21 protein-coding genes and 1 tRNA gene are annotated in these 22262 nt (G+C 62.2%); 6 read left to right on the top strand and 16 right to left on the bottom strand.

Translation table 11 applies throughout. From position 1 onward, the window contains the following. Positions 1-47: 47 nt before the first annotated feature. Entirely contained in the window at positions 48-1442 is a 1395-nt protein-coding gene (gor, locus tag EPO50_RS10215) for a glutathione-disulfide reductase (protein WP_296343566.1), read from the bottom strand. A gap of 140 nt (positions 1443-1582) precedes the next feature. Here gor and EPO50_RS10210 point away from each other — a divergent pair, with 140 nt between their 5' ends. Continuing rightward, entirely contained in the window at positions 1583-2014 is a 432-nt protein-coding gene (locus EPO50_RS10210) for an EF-hand domain-containing protein (RefSeq protein ID WP_296343564.1), read from the top strand. A gap of 55 nt (positions 2015-2069) precedes the next feature. On the opposite strand, the gene EPO50_RS10205 is transcribed toward EPO50_RS10210, so the two are convergent. Continuing rightward, positions 2070-3290, bottom strand: coding sequence for an ABC transporter substrate-binding protein (locus EPO50_RS10205; protein WP_296343562.1), 1221 nt, complete (start codon positions 3288-3290; stop codon positions 2070-2072). Positions 3291-3476: 186 nt separating this feature from the next. Beyond that, positions 3477-4694 carry an ABC transporter substrate-binding protein gene (locus EPO50_RS10200; protein WP_296344191.1) on the bottom strand — a complete coding sequence of 406 codons (1218 nt, stop codon included), beginning with the start codon at positions 4692-4694 and terminating at the stop codon, positions 3477-3479. 166 nt (positions 4695-4860) lie between these two features. Between EPO50_RS10200 and EPO50_RS10195 the strand changes: the two genes are divergently transcribed. Beyond that, a complete protein-coding gene (locus EPO50_RS10195; protein WP_296343560.1) occupies positions 4861-5568 on the top strand; it encodes a glutathione S-transferase N-terminal domain-containing protein in 708 nt (235 codons plus the stop codon). Here the strand turns inward: EPO50_RS10195 and EPO50_RS10190 are convergent. From EPO50_RS10190 to EPO50_RS10165, 6 genes are all read right to left on the bottom strand, one after another. Next, positions 5565-6782 carry an ABC transporter substrate-binding protein gene (locus tag EPO50_RS10190; protein WP_296343558.1) on the bottom strand — a complete coding sequence of 406 codons (1218 nt, stop codon included), beginning with the start codon at positions 6780-6782 and terminating at the stop codon, positions 5565-5567. The genes EPO50_RS10195 and EPO50_RS10190 overlap by 4 nt on opposite strands. A gap of 106 nt (positions 6783-6888) precedes the next feature. Further along, positions 6889-8109, bottom strand: coding sequence for an ABC transporter substrate-binding protein (locus EPO50_RS10185; RefSeq protein ID WP_296343556.1), 1221 nt, complete (start codon positions 8107-8109; stop codon positions 6889-6891). 136 nt (positions 8110-8245) lie between these two features. After that, positions 8246-9250, bottom strand: coding sequence for a branched-chain amino acid ABC transporter permease (locus EPO50_RS10180; protein WP_296343554.1), 1005 nt, complete (start codon positions 9248-9250; stop codon positions 8246-8248). 3 nt (positions 9251-9253) lie between these two features. Then, positions 9254-10159: a branched-chain amino acid ABC transporter permease gene (locus EPO50_RS10175; RefSeq protein WP_296343551.1), complete on the bottom strand. Its 906-nt coding sequence runs from the start codon at positions 10157-10159 to the stop codon at positions 9254-9256. Between the two features lie 10 nt (positions 10160-10169). Further along, on the bottom strand, positions 10170-10883 hold the full coding sequence (locus EPO50_RS10170) for an ABC transporter ATP-binding protein (protein WP_296343549.1): 714 nt from the start codon (positions 10881-10883) through the stop codon (positions 10170-10172). Beyond that, positions 10884-11672: an ABC transporter ATP-binding protein gene (locus EPO50_RS10165; protein ID WP_296343547.1), complete on the bottom strand. Its 789-nt coding sequence runs from the start codon at positions 11670-11672 to the stop codon at positions 10884-10886. A gap of 261 nt (positions 11673-11933) precedes the next feature. Between EPO50_RS10165 and EPO50_RS10160 the strand changes: the two genes are divergently transcribed. Next, positions 11934-13040, top strand: a complete 1107-nt coding sequence (locus EPO50_RS10160; RefSeq protein ID WP_296343544.1) for an EF-hand domain-containing protein — start codon at positions 11934-11936, stop codon at positions 13038-13040. Positions 13041-13088: 48 nt separating this feature from the next. On the opposite strand, the gene glmS is transcribed toward EPO50_RS10160, so the two are convergent. Beyond that, positions 13089-14912, bottom strand: a complete 1824-nt coding sequence (gene glmS / locus EPO50_RS10155; RefSeq protein WP_296343542.1) for a glutamine--fructose-6-phosphate transaminase (isomerizing) — start codon at positions 14910-14912, stop codon at positions 13089-13091. A gap of 26 nt (positions 14913-14938) precedes the next feature. Continuing rightward, positions 14939-16297, bottom strand: coding sequence for a bifunctional UDP-N-acetylglucosamine diphosphorylase/glucosamine-1-phosphate N-acetyltransferase GlmU (gene glmU, locus EPO50_RS10150; RefSeq protein ID WP_296343540.1), 1359 nt, complete (start codon positions 16295-16297; stop codon positions 14939-14941). A 60-nt stretch (positions 16298-16357) separates the two neighbouring features. Here glmU and EPO50_RS10145 point away from each other — a divergent pair, with 60 nt between their 5' ends. Together EPO50_RS10145 and EPO50_RS10140 are read left to right on the top strand one after the other, a co-directional pair. Beyond that, positions 16358-17065, top strand: a complete 708-nt coding sequence (locus tag EPO50_RS10145) for an HAD-IA family hydrolase (RefSeq protein ID WP_296343538.1) — start codon at positions 16358-16360, stop codon at positions 17063-17065. Positions 17066-17101: 36 nt separating this feature from the next. Beyond that, positions 17102-17176, top strand: a tRNA-Val gene (locus EPO50_RS10140). Positions 17177-17443: 267 nt separating this feature from the next. On the opposite strand, the gene EPO50_RS10135 is transcribed toward EPO50_RS10140, so the two are convergent. From EPO50_RS10135 to EPO50_RS10115, 5 genes are all read right to left on the bottom strand, one after another. Next, on the bottom strand, positions 17444-17881 hold the full coding sequence (locus EPO50_RS10135) for a hypothetical protein (RefSeq protein WP_296343536.1): 438 nt from the start codon (positions 17879-17881) through the stop codon (positions 17444-17446). A gap of 20 nt (positions 17882-17901) precedes the next feature. Then, positions 17902-18699 (bottom strand): polyphosphate kinase 2, encoded by a 798-nt coding sequence (ppk2, locus tag EPO50_RS10130; protein ID WP_296343534.1) that lies wholly within the window; start codon positions 18697-18699, stop codon positions 17902-17904. Between the two features lie 153 nt (positions 18700-18852). Further along, entirely contained in the window at positions 18853-19632 is a 780-nt protein-coding gene (locus EPO50_RS10125; RefSeq protein WP_296343532.1) for a Crp/Fnr family transcriptional regulator, read from the bottom strand. Between the two features lie 161 nt (positions 19633-19793). Then, entirely contained in the window at positions 19794-20888 is a 1095-nt protein-coding gene (gene cax / locus EPO50_RS10120) for a calcium/proton exchanger (RefSeq protein WP_296343531.1), read from the bottom strand. Positions 20889-20994: 106 nt separating this feature from the next. Beyond that, positions 20995-21636 (bottom strand): hypothetical protein, encoded by a 642-nt coding sequence (locus EPO50_RS10115; RefSeq protein ID WP_296343529.1) that lies wholly within the window; start codon positions 21634-21636, stop codon positions 20995-20997. A 169-nt stretch (positions 21637-21805) separates the two neighbouring features. On the opposite strand from EPO50_RS10115, the gene EPO50_RS10110 reads away from it, so the two are divergent. Further along, complete coding sequence (locus EPO50_RS10110) at positions 21806-22258, top strand: hypothetical protein (RefSeq protein ID WP_296343527.1); 453 nt, start codon at positions 21806-21808, stop codon at positions 22256-22258. Positions 22259-22262: the final 4 nt, after the last annotated feature.

The following is a 22262-nucleotide window of genomic DNA, read 5'->3' as shown; positions in this document are numbered from 1 at the left end:
TATACGCGCTGTGGATAAAAGACCAGATGGGCTAGAGAGCCCAAAAATCACTCTGCGGCCGCTCTCTTGGGGGCCGAATCGGCCCGTGCCGTGCGCATGGTGACAAACTCCTCACCTGCCGTGGGGTGAATGCCGACGGTGGCATCGAACTGGGCTTTGGTAGCCCCGGCCTTCACGGCCACGGCCAGGCCCTGGATGAGTTCGGCAGCGTCGTCGCCGACCATATGGACGCCGACGACCTTGTCGGTGGCCGCCTCGACGATCAGCTTCATGAAGGTCCGCTGGTGCCGGCCGGAGATCGTGTACTTCATCGGCCGGAAGGCGGCCGTGTAGACCCGCAGCTCGCCCAGCTGCAGCTTGGCCTGCTCCTCGGTCAGACCGACGTTCGCGAGTTCGGGCTGGCAGAAGACGGCCGACGGCACGTCGCGATGGTCGGGCTTGCGCGGCTTCTTGCCGAACTCGGTGTCGGCGAAGCAGTGGCCTTCCATGATGGCGACGGGCGTCAGGTTGATGCGGTCGGTGACATCGCCCACGGCCCAGATGTTCTCCGCCGTCGTCTTCGACCATTCGTCGACGGCGATGGCGCCGGCCTTGTCGAGCTGTACGCCGACCTTCTCGAGTCCGATGCCCGACGTGTTGGGCGCGCGGCCGGTCGCGTACATCACGCAGTCGGTTTCGAACATGCCGCCATGGGGCGTATGGATCTCGAAGGGGCCGCTCGTCCCGTCCTTGCCCTTCGCCACGATGCGGCCGATCTCCATCTCGGTGCGGAGCCGAATGCCGCTGTCGCCCAACGCCTCATGCACGAAGGTGCGGCATTCTTCATCGAAGCCACGCAGCACCCGATCGCGCCGCAGCACCAGATCGACCTTGGCACCCAGCCCGTTGAAGATGCCCGCGAATTCCACGGCGATGTAGCCGGCGCCGACGATGGTGATGCGCTTGGGGAATTCCTTGAGATGAAACGCCTCGTTCGAGGTGATGGCGTGCTCACGGCCGGGAATGGGCGGGATCACCGGATGACCGCCGGTGGCAATCAGGATCTTGTCAGCGGTGATGGTCTGGTCGCCGACCTGAATCGTGTGGCGATCCATCAGGCGGCCGCGGCCCATGTGCAGCTTCACGCCAGCGCCGTCGAGCAGGCGCAAGTAGACCGCATTCAGGCGGTCCACTTCCTTGTTCACATTGTCACGCAAGGTCGGCCAGGAATGGGTGGGCGCCGGCACCGTCCAGCCGAAGGCCTCGGCGTCCTCGAACTCGTGCGCGAACTTCGATCCGTAGACCAGGAGCTTCTTCGGCACGCAGCCGCGGATCACGCAGGTGCCGCCGACCCGATAATCCTCGCAGATACCGACGCGTGCGCCGTAGCCTGCCGCAATGCGCGAAGCCCGCACGCCGCCCGAACCGGCACCAATGACGAAGAGATCGTAGTCGTAGGCCATGGGATATCCCCAGAGGAGAACAAAACCTCAACGCGGCCACAATTCGGTCGCGGGCCAGACTATATCGGGGCTCAGAAGGCGCGGTAAGGAGACTTGAGATTGTATTGAATGTCTCCGATACAACCTTAAGGATAGGATATATGCCTAAGCTGACCCTGCTCGCTGCAGCCCTCCTCACCCTGGCCGCCCCTGCCCTCGCCCAGCAGCAGCCACGCAACAACGCCAGCGGCGTCATGCGTTACGACACAAACAAGGATGGCGCCGTCGACCGCGAGGAATGGAAGACGAGCCAGGAGGCACGCTTCAAGCGGCTGGATGCCAATGGCGACGGCAAGCTGAGCCAGGACGAACTCTTTGCCCGCACCCCGGCTGCCGGCAACAGCGTCCTGCCAAGCGATCGCCAGGCCAGCCGCCAGTCGAGCTACTTTCAGCGCCTCGACGCAGACAAGGATGGTGTCGTGACCCTCGTGGAGTTTATGGCCCAGGGCGAGAGCAACTTCGTTCGTTGCGATCTCGACAAGAACGGCCGCATCGACACCGCCGAATGCCGCCAGGCGCTGCAGCGCAAGTAAGCCCCTCCGCTCCTGCGCCCAATCATCGGCAGTCAGGAGCGGAGGGAATACTGGATCAGGTGCTTTCGGCGTGCATGACGTCGCCGAACAGGTGCCAGGTCTCGCCCTGGAAGCGCTGAAGCTGGACGGCCTGGATCGGATAGAAGTCTGTCGGGCTCGTGCTGACGGTGATCCCCGGCAGCAGCAGCGGCACCCGGAGCTTCTGGTGATTGGCGGCCTGACGCATGAGGTTCTCACGTGTCAGGTTGTCGCCGCACTTCTTCAGTGTCTCGTGCATCAGGAACGAGACGGCATAGGCAAAGACGTTCGAAGCGTCGGTCAGGTTGCCCTGTGGGTTGGACTTGGCCATCCATGCCCGCCACGTCTTCATCTCGGCGTTGTCGTCCCACTGCTTGTCGGTGGGGTCCATCGCATAGGCAGCGGTGAGGATGCCCTGGCTATTCTCGAAACCTGCCGGCTTCATGGTCGACGCGACCGAAGCCGACACGTTGTTGAGATACTGCGCCGGCTTCCAGCCGATATCAGCCGCCTTGCGGATTGCCTGCGCCGCAAACTTCGGCGTGGCGATATTGAAGAAGACGTTGGCGCCAGAGTCCTTGAGTTGGATTACCTGGCTGTCGACCGTCGGGTCCGTCACCTCGTAGGTGACATGCTTGGACACCTTGTTGGCATCCTTGCCGAGCCCGTCCTTGAAGCCTTCCCAATAGTCCTTGCCGTAATCGTCGTTCTGCATCAGCACGCCGATCTTCGGATCCTTCACATTCGCCAGAATGTGCTTGGCGTAGATCACACCCTCGGTGTGATAGTCGGGCTGGAAGCCCATCGTCCACGGGAACTCCTTGGGCTTGCCCCACTTCGATGCACCGGTGGCGACGAACAGCATCGGCACCTTTTTCTGGTTCATGTATTTGTGGATCGCCGTGTTGGTCGGCGTGCCGAGCGTATTGAAGGTGCAGAGCACTTTCTCCTGCTCGACCAGTTCGCGGATCATCTCGACGGTCTTTGCGGGATTGTAACCGTCGTCGCGGGTGATGAACTTGACCATGCGGCCGTTGATGCCGCCGGCCTCATTCACGCTCTTCCAGTAGGCTTCGATCGTCTTGCCGATCACGCCGTAGGCCGAGGCCGGTCCGCTATAGGGATTGGTGTGACCGATCTTGATCTCTTTGTCGGTCGCTCCCTCGTCGTACTTCTTTTGGGCAAACGCTACGCCTGACGCGGACAGAATAGCGGCGGTTGATGCTCCGCCGATGAAAGTACGCCTATTGGTCTTCAACGTTGCCTCCTTGGTTAAACGCTTCAACTCCCTGACTTGTTCGTTATGCGGAATATCGTCGCGCTAAACCGGAGGCCTGAAAAGTGAAAATATTGCGAGGCGGAGCGCCCGCAGATACTGCATTGCGGAATAAGTAAGGCCGCCGGCGGCTACCGGCGGCCTTTGCTGCCTTCAACGGGAGGAGCGTCAGCTGCTCTCGGCGTGAAGCACCTCGCCGAACAACTCCCAGCTCTCGCCCTTGAAGCGCGCAAGCTGGATCGCCTGGATCGGATAGTAATCCGTCGGGCTGGTGTTGATGGTGATGCCCGGCAACACCATCGGGATGCGCTGGTTCTTGAAGTTCGCAGCCTGGCGCATGACGTTGGCGCGCGTCAGGTCATCGCCGCACTTCTTCAAGGTCTCCTTCATGAGGGAGCTGACGGCGTAGGCGAAGGCGTAGTTCACATCGCCCTGGTCGGCATTGGGCATGTATTTGGTCATCCACGCGCGCCAGGCCTTGATGTCCTCGTGGTCTGCCCACTGCTTGTCAGTCGGGTCCATGATGTAGGATGAGGACAGGATGCCCTGACTGTTCTCGAAACCCGCCGGCTTCATCACCGAAGCGACCGAGACCGAGACATTGGTGAGATAGTGCGCCGGCTTCCAGCCGATGTTGACCATCGCGCGAATCGACTGGGCCGCGAATTTCGGCGTCGAGATATTCAGAAGAACGTTGGCGCCGGAGTCCTTGAGCTGGATGATCTGCGACTCCACGGTCGGGTCCGTCACCTCATAGGTGACGAGCTTCACACCTTTGACAACGTCCTTGCCCAGCCCTTCCTTGATGCCGTCCCAATAGTCCTTGCCGAAATCGTCGTTCTGCATCAGCACGCCGAACTTGGGATCCTTGACGTTCGCCAGCGCATGCTTGGCATAGATCACGCCTTCGGTGCGGTAGTCGGGCTGGAAGCCCATCGACCAGGGGAAGTCCTTCGGATTGCCCCACTTCGTGGCGCCGGTCGACACGTAGAGATGCGGCACCTTCTTCTGGTTCACGTATTTGTGGATCGCCGTATTGGTCGGCGTGCCGAGCGTATTGAAGAGGCACAGCACCTTCTCCTGCTCGACCAGTTCGCGCGTCACCTCGACCGACTTCGCCGGATTGTAACCGTCGTCGCGTGTGACGAAGCGGACCATGCGGCCGTTGATGCCACCGGCATCGTTGACGGCCTTCCAATAGGCCTCGTGTCCTTTGCCGATCACGCCGTACGCCGAGGCAGGCCCGCTATAGGGGCAGAAATGCCCGATCTTGATTTCCTTGTCGTTCGCGCCGTCGTCGTACTTTTTCTGCGCCGACGCCGATGTTGTTCCGGAAAGCAACGCTGCTGTTGAAACGCCACCAATGAAACCACGCCTACTGGTAATCAACGCTTCCTCCTTCATTTGAAATTTATGAAGGAAGCCTCTGCCCAAAAACGTGGCTTGAAAAGAGCCAACACTTTCACAACCTCTGCAATGCTGCGCCACCACGGCCCGATAGCCTCCGCTTAGGGCGTCGACTAATGAGGGACAGTTTTTCACGGAGTTTCTTATGGCCGATCTGTCCGCTTTTCCGATCGCGACGCGCTGGCCGACTGCGCATCCAGATCGCATCCAGCTCTATTCGCTGCCTACACCCAACGGTGTGAAAGTGTCGATCATGCTGGAGGAACTCGGCTTGGCCTACGAGCCGCACCGAATCGACATCATGAAGAACGAGAACCAGACCCCGGAATTTCTTGCGCTCAATCCCAACGGCAAGATTCCGGCAATCATCGATCCCAATGGGCCGGAAGGCCGGCCGATCGCGCTGTTCGAGTCTGGGGCGATCCTGCTCTACCTCGCCGACAAGACCGGCCGTTTCATCCCGGCGACCCAACATGGGCGATGGGAGACGATCCAGTGGGTCTTTTTTCAGATGGCAGCGATCGGCCCGATGTTCGGACAGGTTGGCTTCTTCAACAAATTCGCCGGCAAGGACTTCGCCGACAAGCGCCCGCTCGAGCGCTATGTCGGCGAGTCGAAGCGACTGCTCGACGTGCTCGAAACGCGGCTCGACGGCCGTGAATGGTTGACAGGCAAGGAGTACGGCATCGCCGATATCGCGACGCTCGGCTGGGTGCGTAACCTCATCACCTTCTACGAGGCGCGCGATCTGGTGGCGTTCGATTCGCTGAAGAAGGTGCCAGCCTGGCTGGATCGCTGCCTCGAAAGGCCAGCGGTCCAGCGCGGTCTCACCATTCCCGCGGCACCTCGCTAACCTTCGGCCGACACGATATCGCCGAACAGATACCAGCTCTCGCCCTTGAAGCGGGCGAGCCGCATCGATTGAACGGGGTAGAAATCGGTCGGGCTCGTGTTCACGGTGATACCAGGCAGCAGCAACGGCACGTGCAGCCTCTGGTGGCTGGCGGCCTGACGCATCAGGTTCTCGCGTGTGAGCTCGTCGCCGCACTTCTTCAGCGTCTCGTGCATCACCGACGTGACCGCATAAGCGAAGACGTAGTTGGCGTCTGCCTGGACGGCACCCGGCATCCACCTGCTCATCCAGGCACGCCACGCCTTCATCTCGGGATCGTCGGCCCACTGCGGGTCAGTCGGGTCCTTGAGGTATTGGGCGGTGATGGTGCCCTGTCCGTTCTCCAATCCAGCAGGCTTCATCACCGTCCCCACCGACGCGGAGACGATGTTGAGATAATGTGCGGGCTTCCAGCCGAGATCGGCTGCCTTGCGGATCGCCTGGGCCGCCGCCTTGGGCGTGGTCACGTTGAAGAAGACATTGGCGCCGGAAGCCGCGAGCTGGATCATCTGGCTGTCGACCGTCGGATCGGCGACTTCGTAGGTCACATGCTTCACGACCTTACCTGCCGCATTGGCGCCGAGGCCCTGCCTGAAGCCTTCCCAGTAGTCTTTGCCGTAGTCGTCGTTCTGCATCAGGACGGCGATGCGCGGTTCCTCGACGTTGGCCAGGATATGACGCGCATAGATCGCGCCTTCGGTGTGGTAGTCGGGCTGAAAGCCCATGGTCCAGGGGAACTCCTTGGGCTTGCCCCACTTCGAGGCGGCCGAGGCGACGTAGAGCTGCGGCACCTTCTTCTGATTGAGATATTTGTGGATCGCCGTGTTGCTCGGCGTTCCGAGCGTGTCAAACAGGCAGAACACCCTCTCCTGCTCGACGAGTTGGCGCACCAGTTCAACGGTCTTGGCCGGCGAATAGCCGTCGTCGAGAGAGATGAATCGGATCTTGCGGCCGTTGATGCCGCCGGCCTCGTTGACGCTCTTCCAATAGGCCTCGATGCACTTGCCGATGATGCCGAGAGAAGAAGCCGGGCCACTATACGGGCCGGTGTGGCCGATCTTGATTTCGGTATCGCTGGCGCCGTCATCGTATTTCTTCTGGCCGGCCACTTCTGCGGCCAGAAGCAATGCGGCGGCCGATACACCCGCGCCGCCCACGAAATCACGCCTACGCATACGCTTGTTCCCCAATGTCAAACGGGGCGCGTGCTTGCCTGTGAAATAGGGCAAAAAAGAGAAGGCCGCCTTGCGGCGGCCTTCCCGGCGTGGATATCGGAAAGTCTCAGGACCCTTCGGCCGACATGACGTCGCCGAACAGATCCCAGCTCTCGCCCTTGAAGCGGGCCAGCTGCACCGACTGGATCGGATAGAAATCCGTCGGGCTGGTGTTGATGGTGATGCCCGGCAGAAGCAGCGGCAGCTTGTACTTCTGGAAGTTGGCCGCCTGGCGCATGACGTTCTCGCGCGTCAACTCGTCACCGCACTTCTTCAGGGTCTCGTGCATCAGGCTGGCGACCGCGAAGCCGAACACGTGATTGGCATCGGCCTTGTTGGCGCCCGGCATCCACTTGTCCATCCAGGCGACCCACGCCTTGAAGTCGTCGGTGTTCTCCCACTGCTTGTCGGTCGGGTCCTTGAGATACTGCGCCGTGATGATGCCCTGGCTGTTTTCCAATCCGGCGGGCTTCATCACCGAGCCGACCGACGCCGACACATTGTTGAGATACTGTACCGGCTTCCAACCGATGTCGGCCGCCTTGCGGATCGCCTGCGCGGCCGCCTTGGGCGTGGCGATATTGAAGAAGACGTTGGCGCCGGAGTCCTTGAGCTGGATGATCTGGCTGTCGACCGTGGGATCGGTAACCTCAAAGGTCACGTGCTTGACGACCTTGCCGCTCTCCTTGCCAAGGCCTTCCTTGAAGCCTTCCCAGTAATCCTTGCCGTAATCGTCGTTCTGCATCAGCACGCCGATCTTCGGATCCTTCACATTCGCCAGGATGTGCTTGGCGTAGACAACGCCCTCGGTGTGGTAGTCGGGCTGGAAGCCCATCGTCCACGGGAACTCCTTGGGCTTGCCCCACTTCGATGCACCGGTCGCCACATAGAGCTGCGGCACCTTCTTTTGGTTCATGTACCTGTGGATGGCAGTGTTGTTGGCCGTGCCCAGCGTATTGAAAAGGCACAGCACCTTCTCCTGCTCGACGAGCTGTCGGGTCAGTTCCACGATCTTCGCCGGATTATAGCCGTCGTCGAGCGTCAGGAACTTGATCTTGCGGCCTTTGACGCCGCCGGCATCATTGACGCTCTTCCAATAGGCTTCGAGCGTCTTGCCGATCTGGCCGTAGGAGGAAGCCGGTCCACTATAGGGACCGGTATGGCCGATCTTGATTTCCGTATCGCTCGCGCCGTCGGAATACTTCTTCTGACTGAACGCGGCAGTCGTACCAGAGAACACTGCCAGCGCGGACGCACCGCCTACAAAACCACGTCTACTCGTCTTCACGTTTGGATCCTCCCTTTTCTTCATAGGTAGGGAAGATGTTCGCCTGAAATATTGGCGAATTAAAGAGGCTTTGCTGACGTGCGACTCTTATGCCGTTCGCCACGCGAACGGAGAAGTTGAACAGCGCGCTTTGATTCTACCGGGCGCCCCTGATCTTGCGCCATGCCATGAAAAGACCGCCGGCAATTCCCATCGGCATCAGGTAAATAATGGCGATCAGCAGAACACCGAACACGGTATAGGCCGAGAGGTCGAACGGCAGGCCGAGGTCGTTCTTCACGAACTGCGACAATGCCTGCGCCGAGTTGTCGACCAGCACGTAGAAAATGCCGCCGATCACTGAGCCGGTCAGCGAGCCGATGCCACCCACGACCAGGCCGATCAGGAACTTGATCGACAGGAAGATGTTGAAGCTGTCGGGCGCGACGAAAGCGATGGCCGAGGCCGAGAGCGCACCGGCGATGCCAGTATAGGCCGCGCTGATGCCGAAGGTGACCGTCTTGTAGAGGGCAGTATCGATACCCATCGTATCGGCCGCCATATACTGGTCGCGGATCGCCATCATGGCGCGGCCGCTCCGGCTGTTCAGCATGTTGGCCGCCGCCCAGAAGAGGATGACCATCACGACCAGGCAGAAGTAGTAGAGCCATTGGTCTTCCGACAGCGGCAAGCCGAACGGCACCTCGGGCTTGTTGAGCACGATGCCCTGCACGCCGCCGGTCAAGCCTTCGAGCCACTTGTATTTCAGGATCTGCGGCACCGCCAAAGCGAGCGCAAAGGTCGCCAACGCGAGGTAGTGGCCCTCAAGCTTTAGCGCCGGCAGGCCGAACAGGTAACCCACGATGAAACAGACGATCGCCGCCGCCGGGATCGTCGCCCAATAGGGCACGCTCAATTGATCCATCAGGACGGCGGCGGTGTAAGCGCCCACTGCGTAGAAGGCGCCGTGGCCCAGCGAAAACTGGCCGTTGAATCCCGTCAGCAGGTTCAGCCCCAACACCGCGATCGAGGCAATGATCATGGTGCTGACCAGGAACAGCCGATAGTCCGAGATCGCGTCGGGAAAGATCGGCTTCAGAAGCGGTACGACGAACGCCAAGACGACGATGCCGAGGACCCACTTTTTCGACGTGCTGGCCATGTCTCAGACTCTCTTCACGACGACGCGGCCAAACAGGCCGGCGGGTTTCACGGTCAGCACGAAGATCACGATGATCAGGGCCACGGTGAGTTTTTCGCCGTTGCCGATGATGTAGATGCCGGTCGCCTTCTCGATCTGGTTACCGGCATAGGCCACCATGTTCTCGAGCACGCCCACAATGAAGCCGCCTGCTACGGCGCCGGCCGGGTTCGAGATGCCGCCGACCAGAGCGCTGGCGAAGGCATAGAGCAGGATACCCGCCATCATGTTGGGATCGAGGTAGACGATGTGCGCCACCATGATGCCCGCGACAGCGCCGATCGAAGATGCGAGTCCCCAGCCCAGCGCCAGCATCCAGTCGACGCGCACGCCGACCAGCCGCGCCATCTGAGGGTTTTGCGCGGCCGCCCGCATCGCCAAGCCGAGCGGCGTGTAGCGGAAGAAGACGAACAGGAGGCCCAGCACGACCAGCGTCACCACCACGACGCCCAACTGATGCGGCCCGATCACGCCGGCGATGCCGAAGCTCGATTTCGGGAATGGCGAGGGAAATTCCTTGATCAGGTAGCTCCAGATGGCACCCGCGACCGAATTGAAGATCGCCAGCAGGCCGATGAACACCACGATGATCGACAGCACCGGCGCGTTATGCAGCGGTCGCAGGATCAATCGCTCGATCACCACGCCCATCACGAAGGAGAGCGCCACGGCCACGATGAAGGCCGCCCAGAAGCTCAAGCCCCAGGTCATGAGCTGCCAGCTCAAGTAGGTCGAGAACATCGCCATCTCGCCTTGGGCGAAATTGATGTGGTCCGTCGACACGTAGATCATCACCAACGCCAGAGCGACGCAGGCATAGATGGCGCCGTTGGCCAGGCCCGAGGCAATCTGCTGGAGGAACTGTTCCATGGTCTGCGCCTCAGTAGCCGAGATAGGACTTACGGACGTTCTCGTCGTTCTTCACGACGGCGGACGGACCGGACATCACGACCCGGCCGGTCTCGAGAACGTAGGCGTGGGTGGCGAGGTCCAGAGCCAGGGCGGCATTCTGCTCGACCAGGAGGATGCTCACCTTCTCCTCTTCGTTGATGCGCTTCAGGATGCGGAAAATCTCCTGCACGATCAGCGGTGCCAAGCCGAATGACGGCTCGTCGAGCAGCATCAACCGGGGCTTCAGCATCAGCGCGCGGGCAATCGCCAGCATCTGCTGCTCGCCGCCCGAAAGCGTGCCGGCCTGCTGCTGGATGCGTTCTTTCAGGCGCGGAAAATAGGTGAAGACGCGATCGAGCTCGTCCCTTACACCCTGCTTGTCGCGTCGCGTGTAGGCGGCAATCCGCAAGTTCTCGTCGACCGTGAGCGTGGTGAAGGTGCCGCGGCCCTCGGGCACATGGGCGATCCGCCGGCGCACGATCTCCTCGGTCGCCATCCCGCGGATATTCTTGCCGTCGAAGCGGACGGTGCCGTCGGTACGCACCATGTTGCAGATGGCGCGGAGCGTCGTGGTCTTCCCGGCTCCGTTCGCCCCCAACAACGTCGTGATGCCACCGGTCGGGATTTCGAACCCGACATCGTAGAGAGACTGGGTCTGGCCGTAGAAAGCCTTCAGCCCGCTGACTTCGAGCAGTGCCGCCATTTACGCAGTCCCCAGATAGGCGCGGATCACTTCGGGATCGCGCTGCACTTCCGCCGGCGTGCCGTCGGCGATCTTCTTGCCAAAGTCGATGGCGACCACCTTGTCCGACACCGACATGACAAGGCTCATGTGATGCTCGACCAGCAGCACGGTGACATGCTGGGTTTCGCGCACCCGCTTGATCTGCCCCTTCAACACCTCGATCTCGTCGTGGTTCAGGCCGGCCGCCGGCTCGTCCAACAGCAACAGCTTGGGGCTGGAGGCCAGCGCACGCGCCAGTTCGACACGCTTGCGGATGGGGAAAGGCAGCGGGCCAGCCATTGCATTCGTGAAGGGCACGAGGTCCATGAACTCGATCAGTTCCATGGCTCGCTTGGTGATGCGATCCTCCTCGCCCTTGACCTTGGGCAGGCGCAGCGCGTTCTCGAAGAACGAGGTGGAGCTGACGGAGTGGCAGCCGACCTTCACGTTGTCGAGAACGGTCATCTTGTCGAAGAGAGCCACGTTCTGGAACGTGCGGCCGATGCCGACATGGGGAATGTCATGACGCGGACGCTTGAGGATCGACTGGCCCTCGAACAGTACGTCGCCACCGTTGGGCGTGTAGAGGCGGCTGAGGCAATTGAAGAGCGTCGTCTTGCCCGCGCCATTGGGGCCGATCAGACCGGCGATCTGGCCGGGAAAGACATCGAAGCTGACGCCATCGAGGGCGATGATTCCCCCGAAGCGGACGGAGACGTCACGGACGCTCAAAAGCGCCGAGCCGCGAGATGAGGACGGTGCTGCCATGATTGTGCCGGTTTCGACAGTCGGCACAAACCGTGCGCCAACACGCCGAAATTACCCTTGCCTCCCAAGTACTTGCGACCCTTCTTCGGAGTCATCTCGATGAATTACGATGGCGTATCCCAATGTGGGACGCAACTCAAATGGCATGACGCCATGCTTTGGGCGTGATTGCGCCGCAGGATACCGTCGCTCTGCGGACATTGACAGCGAACGCATTGCAACCGATACGAAACCTCCCCTCCCAAAGCGGGCCTACCGCCGATGCATCGTCTTTTCCGTCCGTCGCTTTTCCTTCTTACTGCCACCTGCCTCGCCGCTCCCGCTGTCGCTCAGCAGACACCGCCGCAGCCGCAGACGCCGCCCACACAAGGGTGGCCTGCGAACAAGCCGCCGGCTGCCGCGACTCCTCCTGCTGCCACTCCTCCAGCGGCAGGCGCTCCGGCGGCACCACCGGCACAGGCTGCAACGCCGCCTGCGATTCCGCTGCCGCATTGGTTTGTTGAGATCGACGTCAACAAGAAGGGCGAAATCACGCGCGCGGACTTTCTGAAGTACCGCATGAAGTCGTTCGAGCAGCTCGACGGTAACAAGGACAACAAGCTGTCGCTCGAGGAGTTCCTCAAGGTCACCGAACCGCCGCTGACTCCCGATGTACCGAACCTACCGCCCCTCGAGGAGCGTAAGGCGCGGGCACGGGCCGAGTTCCAGAACCTCGACACCAACCGCGACGGCTTCGTCGAGCGTGGTGAGGCCGAAGCACTGGTTCACTCCGAGTTCAACAACTACGACACCGATCGCGACAACAAGGTCACCGAGCCGGAGGTTCGCCTGATCGTGCAGCGCTCGCTGCAGCGTGATGCCCAGGAGCGCCAGCAGGCCGAGGCGCGTCGTCGCCAGGGTCTGATGACGCTGAACGAATTCATCGACATGCAGATGCGCTCGGCCGATCAGCTCGACAAGAACAACGACGGCAAGATCAACCAGGCGGAATATCTGGTGATGGCCGGCCCGGCCGATGGCCCGCAGGCCAAGAACCTGCTGCCCTTCGACCTGCGCAAGCAGATCGCGCTGCGCAAGTTCGCCGAGATCGACACCAACAAGGACGGCCAGCTCGACCGCGTCGAGCTCACGGCCTATGCGCTGAAGCAGTTCCTGGAGATCGACGGCAACAAGGACCGCTTCCTGAGCGAAGACGAGTTCAAGAAGGCACAGGACGCCGAAGCTGCCAAGGTTCGCGCGCTCATCCAGACGCTCCAGCCGGCCCAACCGGCACAGCCGCGTCCGGCGCAGCCGCGCGGCGGTCAGCCCGCTCCGGCCCCCGCTCCCGCGCCAGGCCTGGCGCCGGGTCTGCCGCAAGGCACGCGCTAACACTCCTGATCTACAGTCACCTCCCCTGCTCCGCGGGGGAGGTGAAGATCACTCGACCGTGACGCTCTTGGCGAGATTACGGGGCTGGTCGACGTCGGTGCCCTTGGCGACCGCCGTATAGTAGGCCAGCAACTGCACCGGGACCGTGTAGAGGATCGGCGCCACCACGGGGTCTACCGTAGGCAAAGTCACCGCGACCACAGCCTGATTGCCGAGGCGGCCCACGCCTGCCGCATCGCTCAACAGCACCAGCTTGCCGCCGCGCGCCTTGGCCTGCTCGAAGTTCGACGCGGTTTTGTCGAAGATCGAGTCCGTAGGAGCCACCACGACCACCGGCACCGTCTCGTCGATCAGCGCGATCGGACCATGCTTCATCTCGCCGGCCGCATAACCCTCGGCATGGATGTAGGAGATCTCCTTCAGCTTCAGCGCCCCTTCGAGTGCAATCGGGAAGGACGAGCCGCGGCCGAGATAGAGCACGTCGCGCGCCTCGGCGAGGACCGTCTCCGCGACACGCCGATATTCATCTTCCAGGTTCAGGGCCTGGTTGATATGCGCCGGCAGTTCGATCAGCGCCAATGCCAACCGCGCTTCGGTTTCGGCCGAAAGCGTGCCCCGCGCCCGACCGGCAGCGATCGCGAGGCAGAGCAGCACCGTGAGCTGGGTCGTCGTGGCCTTGGTCGAGGCGACGCTGATCTCGGGTCCGGCAAGCGTCGGCAGCACGAGATGCGATTCCCGGGCAATGGCGCTTTCTGGCACGTTCACCACGGAGAGGATCGTCTGCTTATTTGCTTTGGCATACCGGATGGCGGCCAAGGTATCGACGGTCTCGCCCGACTGCGAGACGGCAATGCAGACGCCGCCCTCGGGCAGCGGCGGCTCGCGATAGCGCAGCTCCGAGGCAACCTCGACCTCGACCGGCAGCCTGGCCAGCCCCTCGAACCAGTATTTGGCGACCATGCAGGCATAATAGGCCGTGCCGCAGGCCGTCATGGTGATGCGGCTCACCTTGGTCCAGTCAAACGGCAGGGCCGGCAGGGTGACGGAGCGCGTGGCTGGATCGAGGTAGGTCTGTAGGGTGTCGCCGATCACCGCCGGCTGTTCGTGGATCTCCTTCAGCATGAAGTGGCGATGGTTGCCCTTGCCGATCATCGCCCCAGAGATGCCGCTCTGGCGGATCTCGCGTTTCACTTCCCAACCGCCCTGATAGACGGTGCATCCGTCGGCGCGCAGCACGACCCAGTCGTCGTCCTCGAGGTAGCTGACCTGGCGCGTGAACGGCGCCAACGCCAGCGCGTCGGTGCCGACATACATCTCGCCGTCGCCATAGCCCACCGCCAGCGAGCTGCCGCGGCGGGCACCCATCAGGATGTCGTGGCGGCCGCTGAACAGGATGGCGAGCGCGAAGGCGCCGCGCAGCCGCTCCATGGCCTTGCCCATCGCCTGCTCCGGCGACATCTGCTTCTCGAGATAGGAGGTGATGAGCTGGGCGACGACTTCGGTATCGGTGTCGCTGTCGAAGTGCCGGCCCTCGGCGACGAGTTCACCCTTCAGCTCCTGGAAGTTCTCGATGATCCCGTTGTGCACCACGGCGACGCGGTCGGTGGCGATGGGATGGGCATTGCGCTCCGACGGCTTGCCGTGCGTGGCCCAGCGCGTGTGACCGATGCCGATCGTGCCGGGCAGTGGCTCCGCCGCCAGCCGGGTCTCGAGGTTCACCAGCTTGCCCTCGGCGCGGCGGCGGTCGATGTGGCCGTTCACCAGCGTGGCGACGCCCGCCGAGTCATAACCGCGATATTCGAGCCGCTTCAGCGCGTCGACGAGCAGAGGCGTGACGGGCGCTTTGCCGATGATGCCGATAATGCCGCACATGGGAGGGGATCCGGGCTGAGGGGTGGCTATTTTTTCTTACCGCGTTTGGCCGCCGCCGCGCGGGCCTTGAGTTTCGCACGAAGTGGCGCCGCTCGCCCCTTCTTTGTCACCTGCCGCGCCCGCCCGAAGGCCAGGGCGCCAGCCGGGACATCCTCGGTCACGACGCTGCCGGCCGTCACGTTGGCTCCTTTGCCGATGTGGACCGGCGCCACCAGGGAGCTGTTGGAACCGACAAAGACATCGTCCGCAACCACCGTGCGCCATTTGCCGAAGCCGTCGTAGTTCACGGCGATGGTGCCTGCTCCGATATTGCTCGCGGCACCAATGTCGGCATCGCCTAGGTAGGCCAAGTGATTGGCCTTGGCGCCGCGGCCCATGCGCGTGGCCTTGAGCTCGACGAAGTTGCCGATATGGACATTCTCGGCGACATCGGAGCCCGGTCGGATCCGTGCGAAGGGACCAATGCTGGCGCCACGCCCTATGCGGACACCCTCGATATCGCAGAAGGCCTTGATTTCGACCTCGGCCGCGATCTCGACGCCCGGTCCGAAGCGGACACTGGGACCGATGGTGACGTCGGCAGCAAACCTGGTGTCGGCCGACAGCCAGACAGTGTCAGGATCAATCATGGTGACGCCTGCCACCATTGCAGCGGCTCGTAGGCGCTGCTGGAGGGCGCGTTCGGCGACCGCCAGCTCGGCACGCGAATTGATGCCCTGGAACTCGGCCTCATCGCCCTCGACCGCGATGGCCTTGTGGCCGGCAGCACGGGCCAGGGCGACGGCGTCAGTGAGGTAGAATTCGCGCTTCACGTTGTTGTTCTTGATACCGCCAAGCAGGCCAGCGATCAGGCGGCCGTCGAGGCACATCACGCCGGAATTGCAGAAATCGACGGTCTTCTCGATCTCGTCGGCATCCTTGCTCTCGACAATCTTCTCCAGGATGCCCCGCTGCACGATCAGCCGGCCATAGGGCGAGGGATCGTGGGCGACGAAGCCCAGCACGCCTACGGCCGCGCGCTCTTTGGCGCAGGTAGTGACCAGGCGCTGCAACGACGCCGCAGTCACCAGCGGCGCGTCGCCGAACACCACCAGGACCGGGCCGGTATGACCACGCAGCGCGCCGAGAGCGGCTTTGGCTGCATGGCCGGTGCCCAGTGGCTTCTTCTGCACGACGGTGGGATATGGCGCGAAGGCCGCCGCCACGTCCTTGGCACCGGGCGCGATGACACCCACGATGCGTGTGGGCTTCAGGGCTGCGGCATTGTCCAGCACGTGCTGAATCATCGGCCGGTTGGCCAGCGGATGCAGGACCTTCGGCAAGCTCGACTTCATGCGCGTGCCGGCCCCGGCTGCCAGCACGACCACGGCGATGGACGATTTCATGTTCCGTCGGATGCCATGAGGCTGGCAGCCGGGCAAGGCGGATGTGCTAGAGGTGTTCGCATGGATACCGACATCGACAAGCTCATCGCCACCCGTTTCGACACCGTTCTCTACGACCTCGACGGCACCCTGATCGACAGCGCCAAGGACATGGAAGTGGCCGTCAGCCACGTGCTGTCCGACCACGGCCTGCCGCCGGTTTCGGACGAGGATGTACGGGTGTTCATGGGCCAGGGCAGCAAGGTCACGATGGGCAAGGCCTTCGCCAAGCACGGCAAGGTGCTGGACGAGTCGGCGCTGAGCGCCGTGACGCGCGAATTCGTGCGCTACTACGAAGCCGACCCGGTCAGTCACACCACGGCCTTCGCGGGCGTCTCCGAGGTCGTGGCCCACTTCGCCCGATTGGGACTGAAGCAGGGTGTCTGCACCAACAAGTTCGAGAAGCCTTCGCGCATGATCCTGGAACATTTGAAGCTGATGCCGCCGATCAGCGATGTGGCAGGCGCCGACAGTTTCCCCGTCCGCAAGCCCGATCCGCGGCACATCCTGATGCTGCTCGAACGCATGGGTTGCGATCCGACACGGGCCGTGATGATCGGCGATTCGATCCACGATGCCGAGGCCGCGCGCGGTGCAGGTCTACCGGCCGTGCTGGTGAGCTGGGGTTATACGACCCGTCCGGCCAGCGAACTCGGCGCCGATGCCGTTATCGACCGCTTCGATGCCCTGCCCGCTACACTGGGTAAACTCGCGACAGTGGCCCGTTGACGATTCGGCCGACAGGCCCTATACGCCCCCCTTCCCGGGCGCTTAGCTCAGCGGGAGAGCACACCCTTCACACGGGTGGGGTCGTAGGTTCAATCCCTACAGCGCCCACCATTTCCTTTGGAAATGGACATTTTCCGGACGCTACTTGCGGCGGGCTTCACAGTGATCATCTGGAGGCTCGGTATGCGTCAGGGTATGAGAAATCAGTCGATCTGAAGGCGGCGGTTCAACCGTCGCTCCAGCGCCAGTGCGCGACCTTTGCTTCAAGGAACCATGTGACGCCTGCATCGCCGTCGTGTTCGACGGCGCTGACCTGCGCGTTTGCAAACAGGTGGCTGTTGAGGTGAGCCGACGCATACGTGGCGATTGTCGTACTTTTCAGCCCCAGCTCAGGAAAATACCGATGTCGCCCGGCATGCCCCCCGGATAGTCGATGACCTCGTAGCGTATGTGATAGCCGCGCGGCTGGAGTTGGCGCTTCCAGAACTCGAAGATTTCCCTCGGGATGCCGGTGAGTGTCGTCTCCCATCCGGCTTCGCCCTGGTTGATGGCGCGGCCATTGTCGGAGCAAACCGTATGAGGAAAGCGGAACACCTGTACCGACATGAGGCCGTTTTCGACCGCGCGGTTGATGATGATCGATGCTTTCTCCATCACCTCGTCGTCGCTGAGGCCGGAAGGTTTGCCGAGCCGTTCCAGCAACTCGGCCTTCTCGCGTTCCTCTGCCTCCAGGCGCTTCATCGCCGCGGATGCCTTGGCACCTTCCGCCAGGGCGATCTTCGCTTGCAGTTCCTTTACGCTCAGCAACGTTGACATGGCACGTGTCTCCTTTGTTCTCAGAAGATCTCCTCGACGAAGCGACGGCCCTGTAGCGTGGCCTGGTCGTCGTATCTCCTTTTCTCCGAGCGCTCCGGCAGCTTCACCTTGGCCTTGTCGATGCGCTTGTATGGGATGCGCCCCAGAATGTGCGAAATCGCGTTCAACCGGCCGCGACGCTTGTCGTCAGTGTGCACGACGTGCCACGGAGCGTCGTCCGTGTCGGTACGCTGCAGCATGAGGTCGCGCGCCTCGGAATAGTCGTACCAGCGTTTGTAGGAACCAAGGTCCATGGGGCTCAGCTTCCATTGCCGCACCGGATCGTCGATCCGGGCCATGAAGCGTTTCTCCTGCTCCTTCTGGCCGACTTCCAGCCAGAGCTTCAGCAATCGGATCCCGCTTCCCTGAATGAAGCGCTCAACAATGGGACAGAGTTCCAGGAACCGCTCGTGCTGCTCCTGCGTGCAGAAGCCCATCACCGGCTCGACGCCAGCCCTGTTGTACCAGCTCCGGTCGAAGATCACGATTTCGCCGCCGGCCGGGAAGTGCTGCATGTAGCGCTGGATGTACATCTGCGTCTTGTCCCGATCCGTAGGCGCCGGCAGGGCGACCACACGGAATACACGGGGACTGACGCGTGCCGTCATCGCCTTGATCAGTCCTCCCTTCCCGGCAGCATCGCGCCCTTCGAGCACGATGATGATGCGCTCACCTGTGAGCTTGACCCAGTCCTGGAGATGGCAGAGTTCGACCTGAAGCTTGCCGAGCTGCTTTTCGTAGACCTTGCGCTTCAGCTTTTCCTTGGCCGGCTTGTCCATCGCTGCCCCTCCGATCCGGAAAGCTTATGCACGCGGGGGAGATCGGCCGCGTTCGGTGCTCCGGTCAGTATGCAAGGGCCAGTATGGTTTGTGGCCACGTTTGAGCCTTGATCAAAGTCAAGCGGGACGCCGTTTGGGGGGGGTGTCCTCGCTCTAGCCAACGGCACTCGATCGCGGCTCGCCGCTCACCTTGCCGATCTCACGCAGCATTGCATCGTCGAGGACGATCACCTCATCGCTTTCGATAAGGCCGATGACTGAACGCTTCTTGAGCTTACCGATAGACCGACTGACGGTCTCGACGGTGAGGCCGAGATAGTCGGCGATCTCGCTTCGATTCATGTGCAATAGCAGAGGCCCTCGTTCCGGGTTCACCTGCCGGTGGAGAGAGGCCATCTCCGCAAAAAAATGCGCAACCCGCTCGGTCGAGCGGAGCTTTCCGACGACCAGCATCGCCTCGCCCAGTTGTGACAGCGCGCTCGACAGGGCGCCAGAGAGGGCCGCTGCCAGGTCGGGATTGTCAGCTGCCACGGCATCGAACCTGCGTCGATCGAAGGAGCAGGCCTCGATATCCGTCAGCGCCTGGCCCTCGAAAGCATACCGGCCCGCATCGTCCAGATAGCCAACGCAATCACCGGCCGTCCTCAATGCCACGATCTGTCGACGGCCATCGTCCAAGGTGCGGGAAACTGCGACAAGCCCTTTTCTAATCTTGAAAAAGGTAGAGGCTGGATCGCCCGCGCGGAAAAGTATCTCGTGCCGTTTCCAATGTCGTGTTGTGCCCAATGCCAGGAGCTGCCGTAGTCGCGGCTCGTCCAATGGCTTGCATAAATTTAGCGACCTGCCCGGACAGCGGTCGCAGGGCAGTGGTGTAGAAGATGCCAGTCCGACAAACGCTACGCCCCGAGGCTGGCGGGGGGTCGCTGGAAGCATAAGGCCAATACCCTACGCCTGCCTTCCGCCAGTCGTCACTTACAAACCTGACATGAGCGGCATGGGTCCCCCAGACTTGCCCGTCAAAAGCAACAACCGGGCCAATGCCAAGCGAGCCAACGCCGCCTTCTGCAGCAGCCGCATTCACGGGGGGAACCTCTTCAGGCCGGGATCGCAAATACGGTGACCGCCATGATCACGTACATGGCGAGAAGCTGGACACCGGTGAACCAGGTCGATTTGCCACCGACAATCAGGATCGAGGCGACGAAGGTCGCGGCCATCACCAGGAAAACTTCAACACCGGCGAAGGCGAGGCTGAGTGGCTCGGGTGCAATCCACAGGCTCACCAGCACCAGCAGCGGCGCCACGAACAGTGCGATCTGCGTACTGCTGCCAATCGCGATGCTGACGGCTATCTCCATGCGGTTGCGCATCGCCATCAACACGGCGGTGCTGTGCTCAGCGGCATTACCGACAACGGCCACGACGACGATACCGACGAACAGGCTCGACAGGCCGAGCGCATGCGAGGCCTGTTCGACCGTCTCAACCAAAACCTCGCTCATCCAGACAATCAGGATTGTAACGGCGGCCATCACTCCAACCGCCAGCGAGGTCGACCAGGGAATACCGTGATGTTCAACCTCACCGGCCCCCTCCTCGCCATGGAACAGGTGCGCATGGGTACGGAGGGTGAAGACGATACTGCAGATATAGACCACGAGGAGGATCGCAGACACGACCACACTGAAGGTGATCGAGCGGCTCGCGAGTTCACCAGCATTGGTGACGGCGAAAATCGAGGGCACGAGAATGGCCATTGCTGCGAGCGCCATCATGCCGATCTGCGTGCGTGCGCCGATAGTGGCGAAGCTCTGGACCTTGTGGCGCAGTCCGCCGGCCAGAAAGGCCGCGCCCAGCACCAGGAGCAGATTGCCGATGATCGATCCAGTCAGCGACGCCTTGACGACGTCGAGCATGCCGGCGCGGAGCGCTACGAGGGCGATAATCAGCTCAGCAGCGTTTCCGAGCGTGGCGTTAAGGAAGCCCCCAATACCCTCGCCGGTGCGCGCCGCCAGCTTCTCGGTGGCAACGCCCAGCAGGCCGGCGAGAGGTACGATGGCAAGGCAGGCCAGCGCGAAGACCAGCAGCGGCGAGTCGGGACGCGCGTGATGAGCCCAGGCGGCCACCGGCACCGCGAACAGCAACCATGCAAGAGGTGCCTCGGCCAACACGCTACGCAGCGTCTTCATCGGGCTTCCTCCTTCGGCGACAGAACCGCTCGATTGGACAGCGTCCTGCCCGGCGCACGCCAGAGGTACGAGTTGTCCCTCTGGCGTCGATATCCGGTCGAGTAGCCTAGCGGATGATTGTTACCTTGATCGCTGTCTGCTGGCTGAACACCGTGGTGATCTGGTCACCAGGCTTCAGCGTTGCGAGCGCGGCCCTGCCAGCATCGGTCACGATCTGCGGCATCTGAATGACCTCGCCGCTGTTGGGTGCAGGCTTGTCAGGCTCGCCACCCGAGGCGTTGATCAGGAAAACGACGCTGCCCGCCGTGTCGACCTTGGTGCACATGCCCGACATCTGCCACAGCCGGATCCGCTGCTGCGCACCGGGAATACCCTCGAGCCGTGCTCCCTGCTTCAGCATCGCCTCCGCGCGCGCGGTCACTGCCGGGGTCGTCTTGGCGATCAGGAAGTCGAGATAGTCGTACCATTGCACATCGACTGTCTGGCCGACCCGAAGCGACGCGAAGTTCGTGACGAGGTCCGCCGCCTTCATCTTCACACGACCGAGATCCTCCCAGATGATCGTGAAGCTGCGCGCTTCCGGATGCATGCTGTGGATCGTGCCGCGCTTGAAGTTCTGGTAGCGGTTCGGCACGACGAGATCTTCGCCCTGCGCCAATGCGGGCCTGGCGAGTGTGGACAGGGTGGACGCCCCGAGTGCGGCCCCGCCCAGCAACTTCAGCATCGATCGACGATTACTGTACGACATGACTTCTCCCCCGATACCCCCAGCCGGCGCGGCCGGGTCAACTTTTGTATCGACCGACCGCCAGCAGGGCCTTGAGTAAAATCAAGCATCGCATTTCCAGCCGCGGATAGACTGTGGCTGTGGGGCTTCTGCGCCAGTTCGGCGCGGGCTCTGTCCCGCAGGAGGCCCGATGCGTAGTCTGGTCCTGGCGATGCTGTTGATGATCGCCCATGCGGCGCCCGCGCTGTCTTGGTGGCAGTATGCCCAGTGGGGCATGAGCTCCTCGCAAATTGCTTCCGCCAGTGCCGGCCGAGCGACACCCTGCCGCCCCGATGTGCCTGTTTGTGCCCGCCCGCCCGGCGGTGTGACACCTACGCTGTTCGTCGATGGCATCACGATGGTCGGCGTGCCCGCCTCGGCATCTTTTTCCTTCGACGGCAATGATCAGCTTGTCCAGACCGTCGTCCTCTTTCCGACCTCCGACCTCGCGCTCGTGAGCAGCCTTCTCGATGGCATTCACGGCGCCGCCGTCGAAGGTTCATCACCCAGGACATGGCGCGATTCACGAAGAGGAACGACACTTACGGCAACGCCGGCTGGTCCAGGCGCAATGCTGCTGTATCGGCCGACCGTAGCCCGATGACGAG

The sequence above is a fragment of the Reyranella sp. genome (assembly GCF_004297405.1).
Lineage (GTDB): Bacteria > Pseudomonadota > Alphaproteobacteria > Reyranellales > Reyranellaceae > Reyranella.
Note: the sequence above shows the minus strand (reverse complement) of the source record. Positions and strands in the feature narration are given on the sequence as shown.

Excerpts from the sequence above, each read along its gene's own strand:
- gor (WP_296343566.1), bottom strand. The coding sequence starts at position 1,442 with ATGGCCTACGACTACGATCTCTTCGTCATTGGTGCCGGTTCGGGCGGC.
- EPO50_RS10210 (WP_296343564.1), top strand. The coding sequence starts at position 1,583 with ATGCCTAAGCTGACCCTGCTCGCTGCAGCCCTCCTCACCCTGGCCGCC.
- EPO50_RS10195 (WP_296343560.1), top strand. The coding sequence starts at position 4,861 with ATGGCCGATCTGTCCGCTTTTCCGATCGCGACGCGCTGGCCGACTGCG.
- EPO50_RS10190 (WP_296343558.1), bottom strand. The coding sequence starts at position 6,782 with ATGCGTAGGCGTGATTTCGTGGGCGGCGCGGGTGTATCGGCCGCCGCA.
- EPO50_RS10180 (WP_296343554.1), bottom strand. The coding sequence starts at position 9,250 with ATGGCCAGCACGTCGAAAAAGTGGGTCCTCGGCATCGTCGTCTTGGCG.
- EPO50_RS10175 (WP_296343551.1), bottom strand. The coding sequence starts at position 10,159 with ATGGAACAGTTCCTCCAGCAGATTGCCTCGGGCCTGGCCAACGGCGCC.
- EPO50_RS10170 (WP_296343549.1), bottom strand. The coding sequence starts at position 10,883 with ATGGCGGCACTGCTCGAAGTCAGCGGGCTGAAGGCTTTCTACGGCCAG.
- EPO50_RS10165 (WP_296343547.1), bottom strand. The coding sequence starts at position 11,672 with ATGGCAGCACCGTCCTCATCTCGCGGCTCGGCGCTTTTGAGCGTCCGT.
- EPO50_RS10160 (WP_296343544.1), top strand. The coding sequence starts at position 11,934 with ATGCATCGTCTTTTCCGTCCGTCGCTTTTCCTTCTTACTGCCACCTGC.
- glmS (WP_296343542.1), bottom strand. The coding sequence starts at position 14,912 with ATGTGCGGCATTATCGGCATCATCGGCAAAGCGCCCGTCACGCCTCTG.
- glmU (WP_296343540.1), bottom strand. The coding sequence starts at position 16,297 with ATGAAATCGTCCATCGCCGTGGTCGTGCTGGCAGCCGGGGCCGGCACG.
- EPO50_RS10145 (WP_296343538.1), top strand. The coding sequence starts at position 16,358 with ATGGATACCGACATCGACAAGCTCATCGCCACCCGTTTCGACACCGTT.
- EPO50_RS10135 (WP_296343536.1), bottom strand. The coding sequence starts at position 17,881 with ATGTCAACGTTGCTGAGCGTAAAGGAACTGCAAGCGAAGATCGCCCTG.
- ppk2 (WP_296343534.1), bottom strand. The coding sequence starts at position 18,699 with ATGGACAAGCCGGCCAAGGAAAAGCTGAAGCGCAAGGTCTACGAAAAG.
- EPO50_RS10125 (WP_296343532.1), bottom strand. The coding sequence starts at position 19,632 with ATGCTTCCAGCGACCCCCCGCCAGCCTCGGGGCGTAGCGTTTGTCGGA.
- cax (WP_296343531.1), bottom strand. The coding sequence starts at position 20,888 with ATGAAGACGCTGCGTAGCGTGTTGGCCGAGGCACCTCTTGCATGGTTG.
- EPO50_RS10115 (WP_296343529.1), bottom strand. The coding sequence starts at position 21,636 with ATGTCGTACAGTAATCGTCGATCGATGCTGAAGTTGCTGGGCGGGGCC.
- EPO50_RS10110 (WP_296343527.1), top strand. The coding sequence starts at position 21,806 with ATGCGTAGTCTGGTCCTGGCGATGCTGTTGATGATCGCCCATGCGGCG.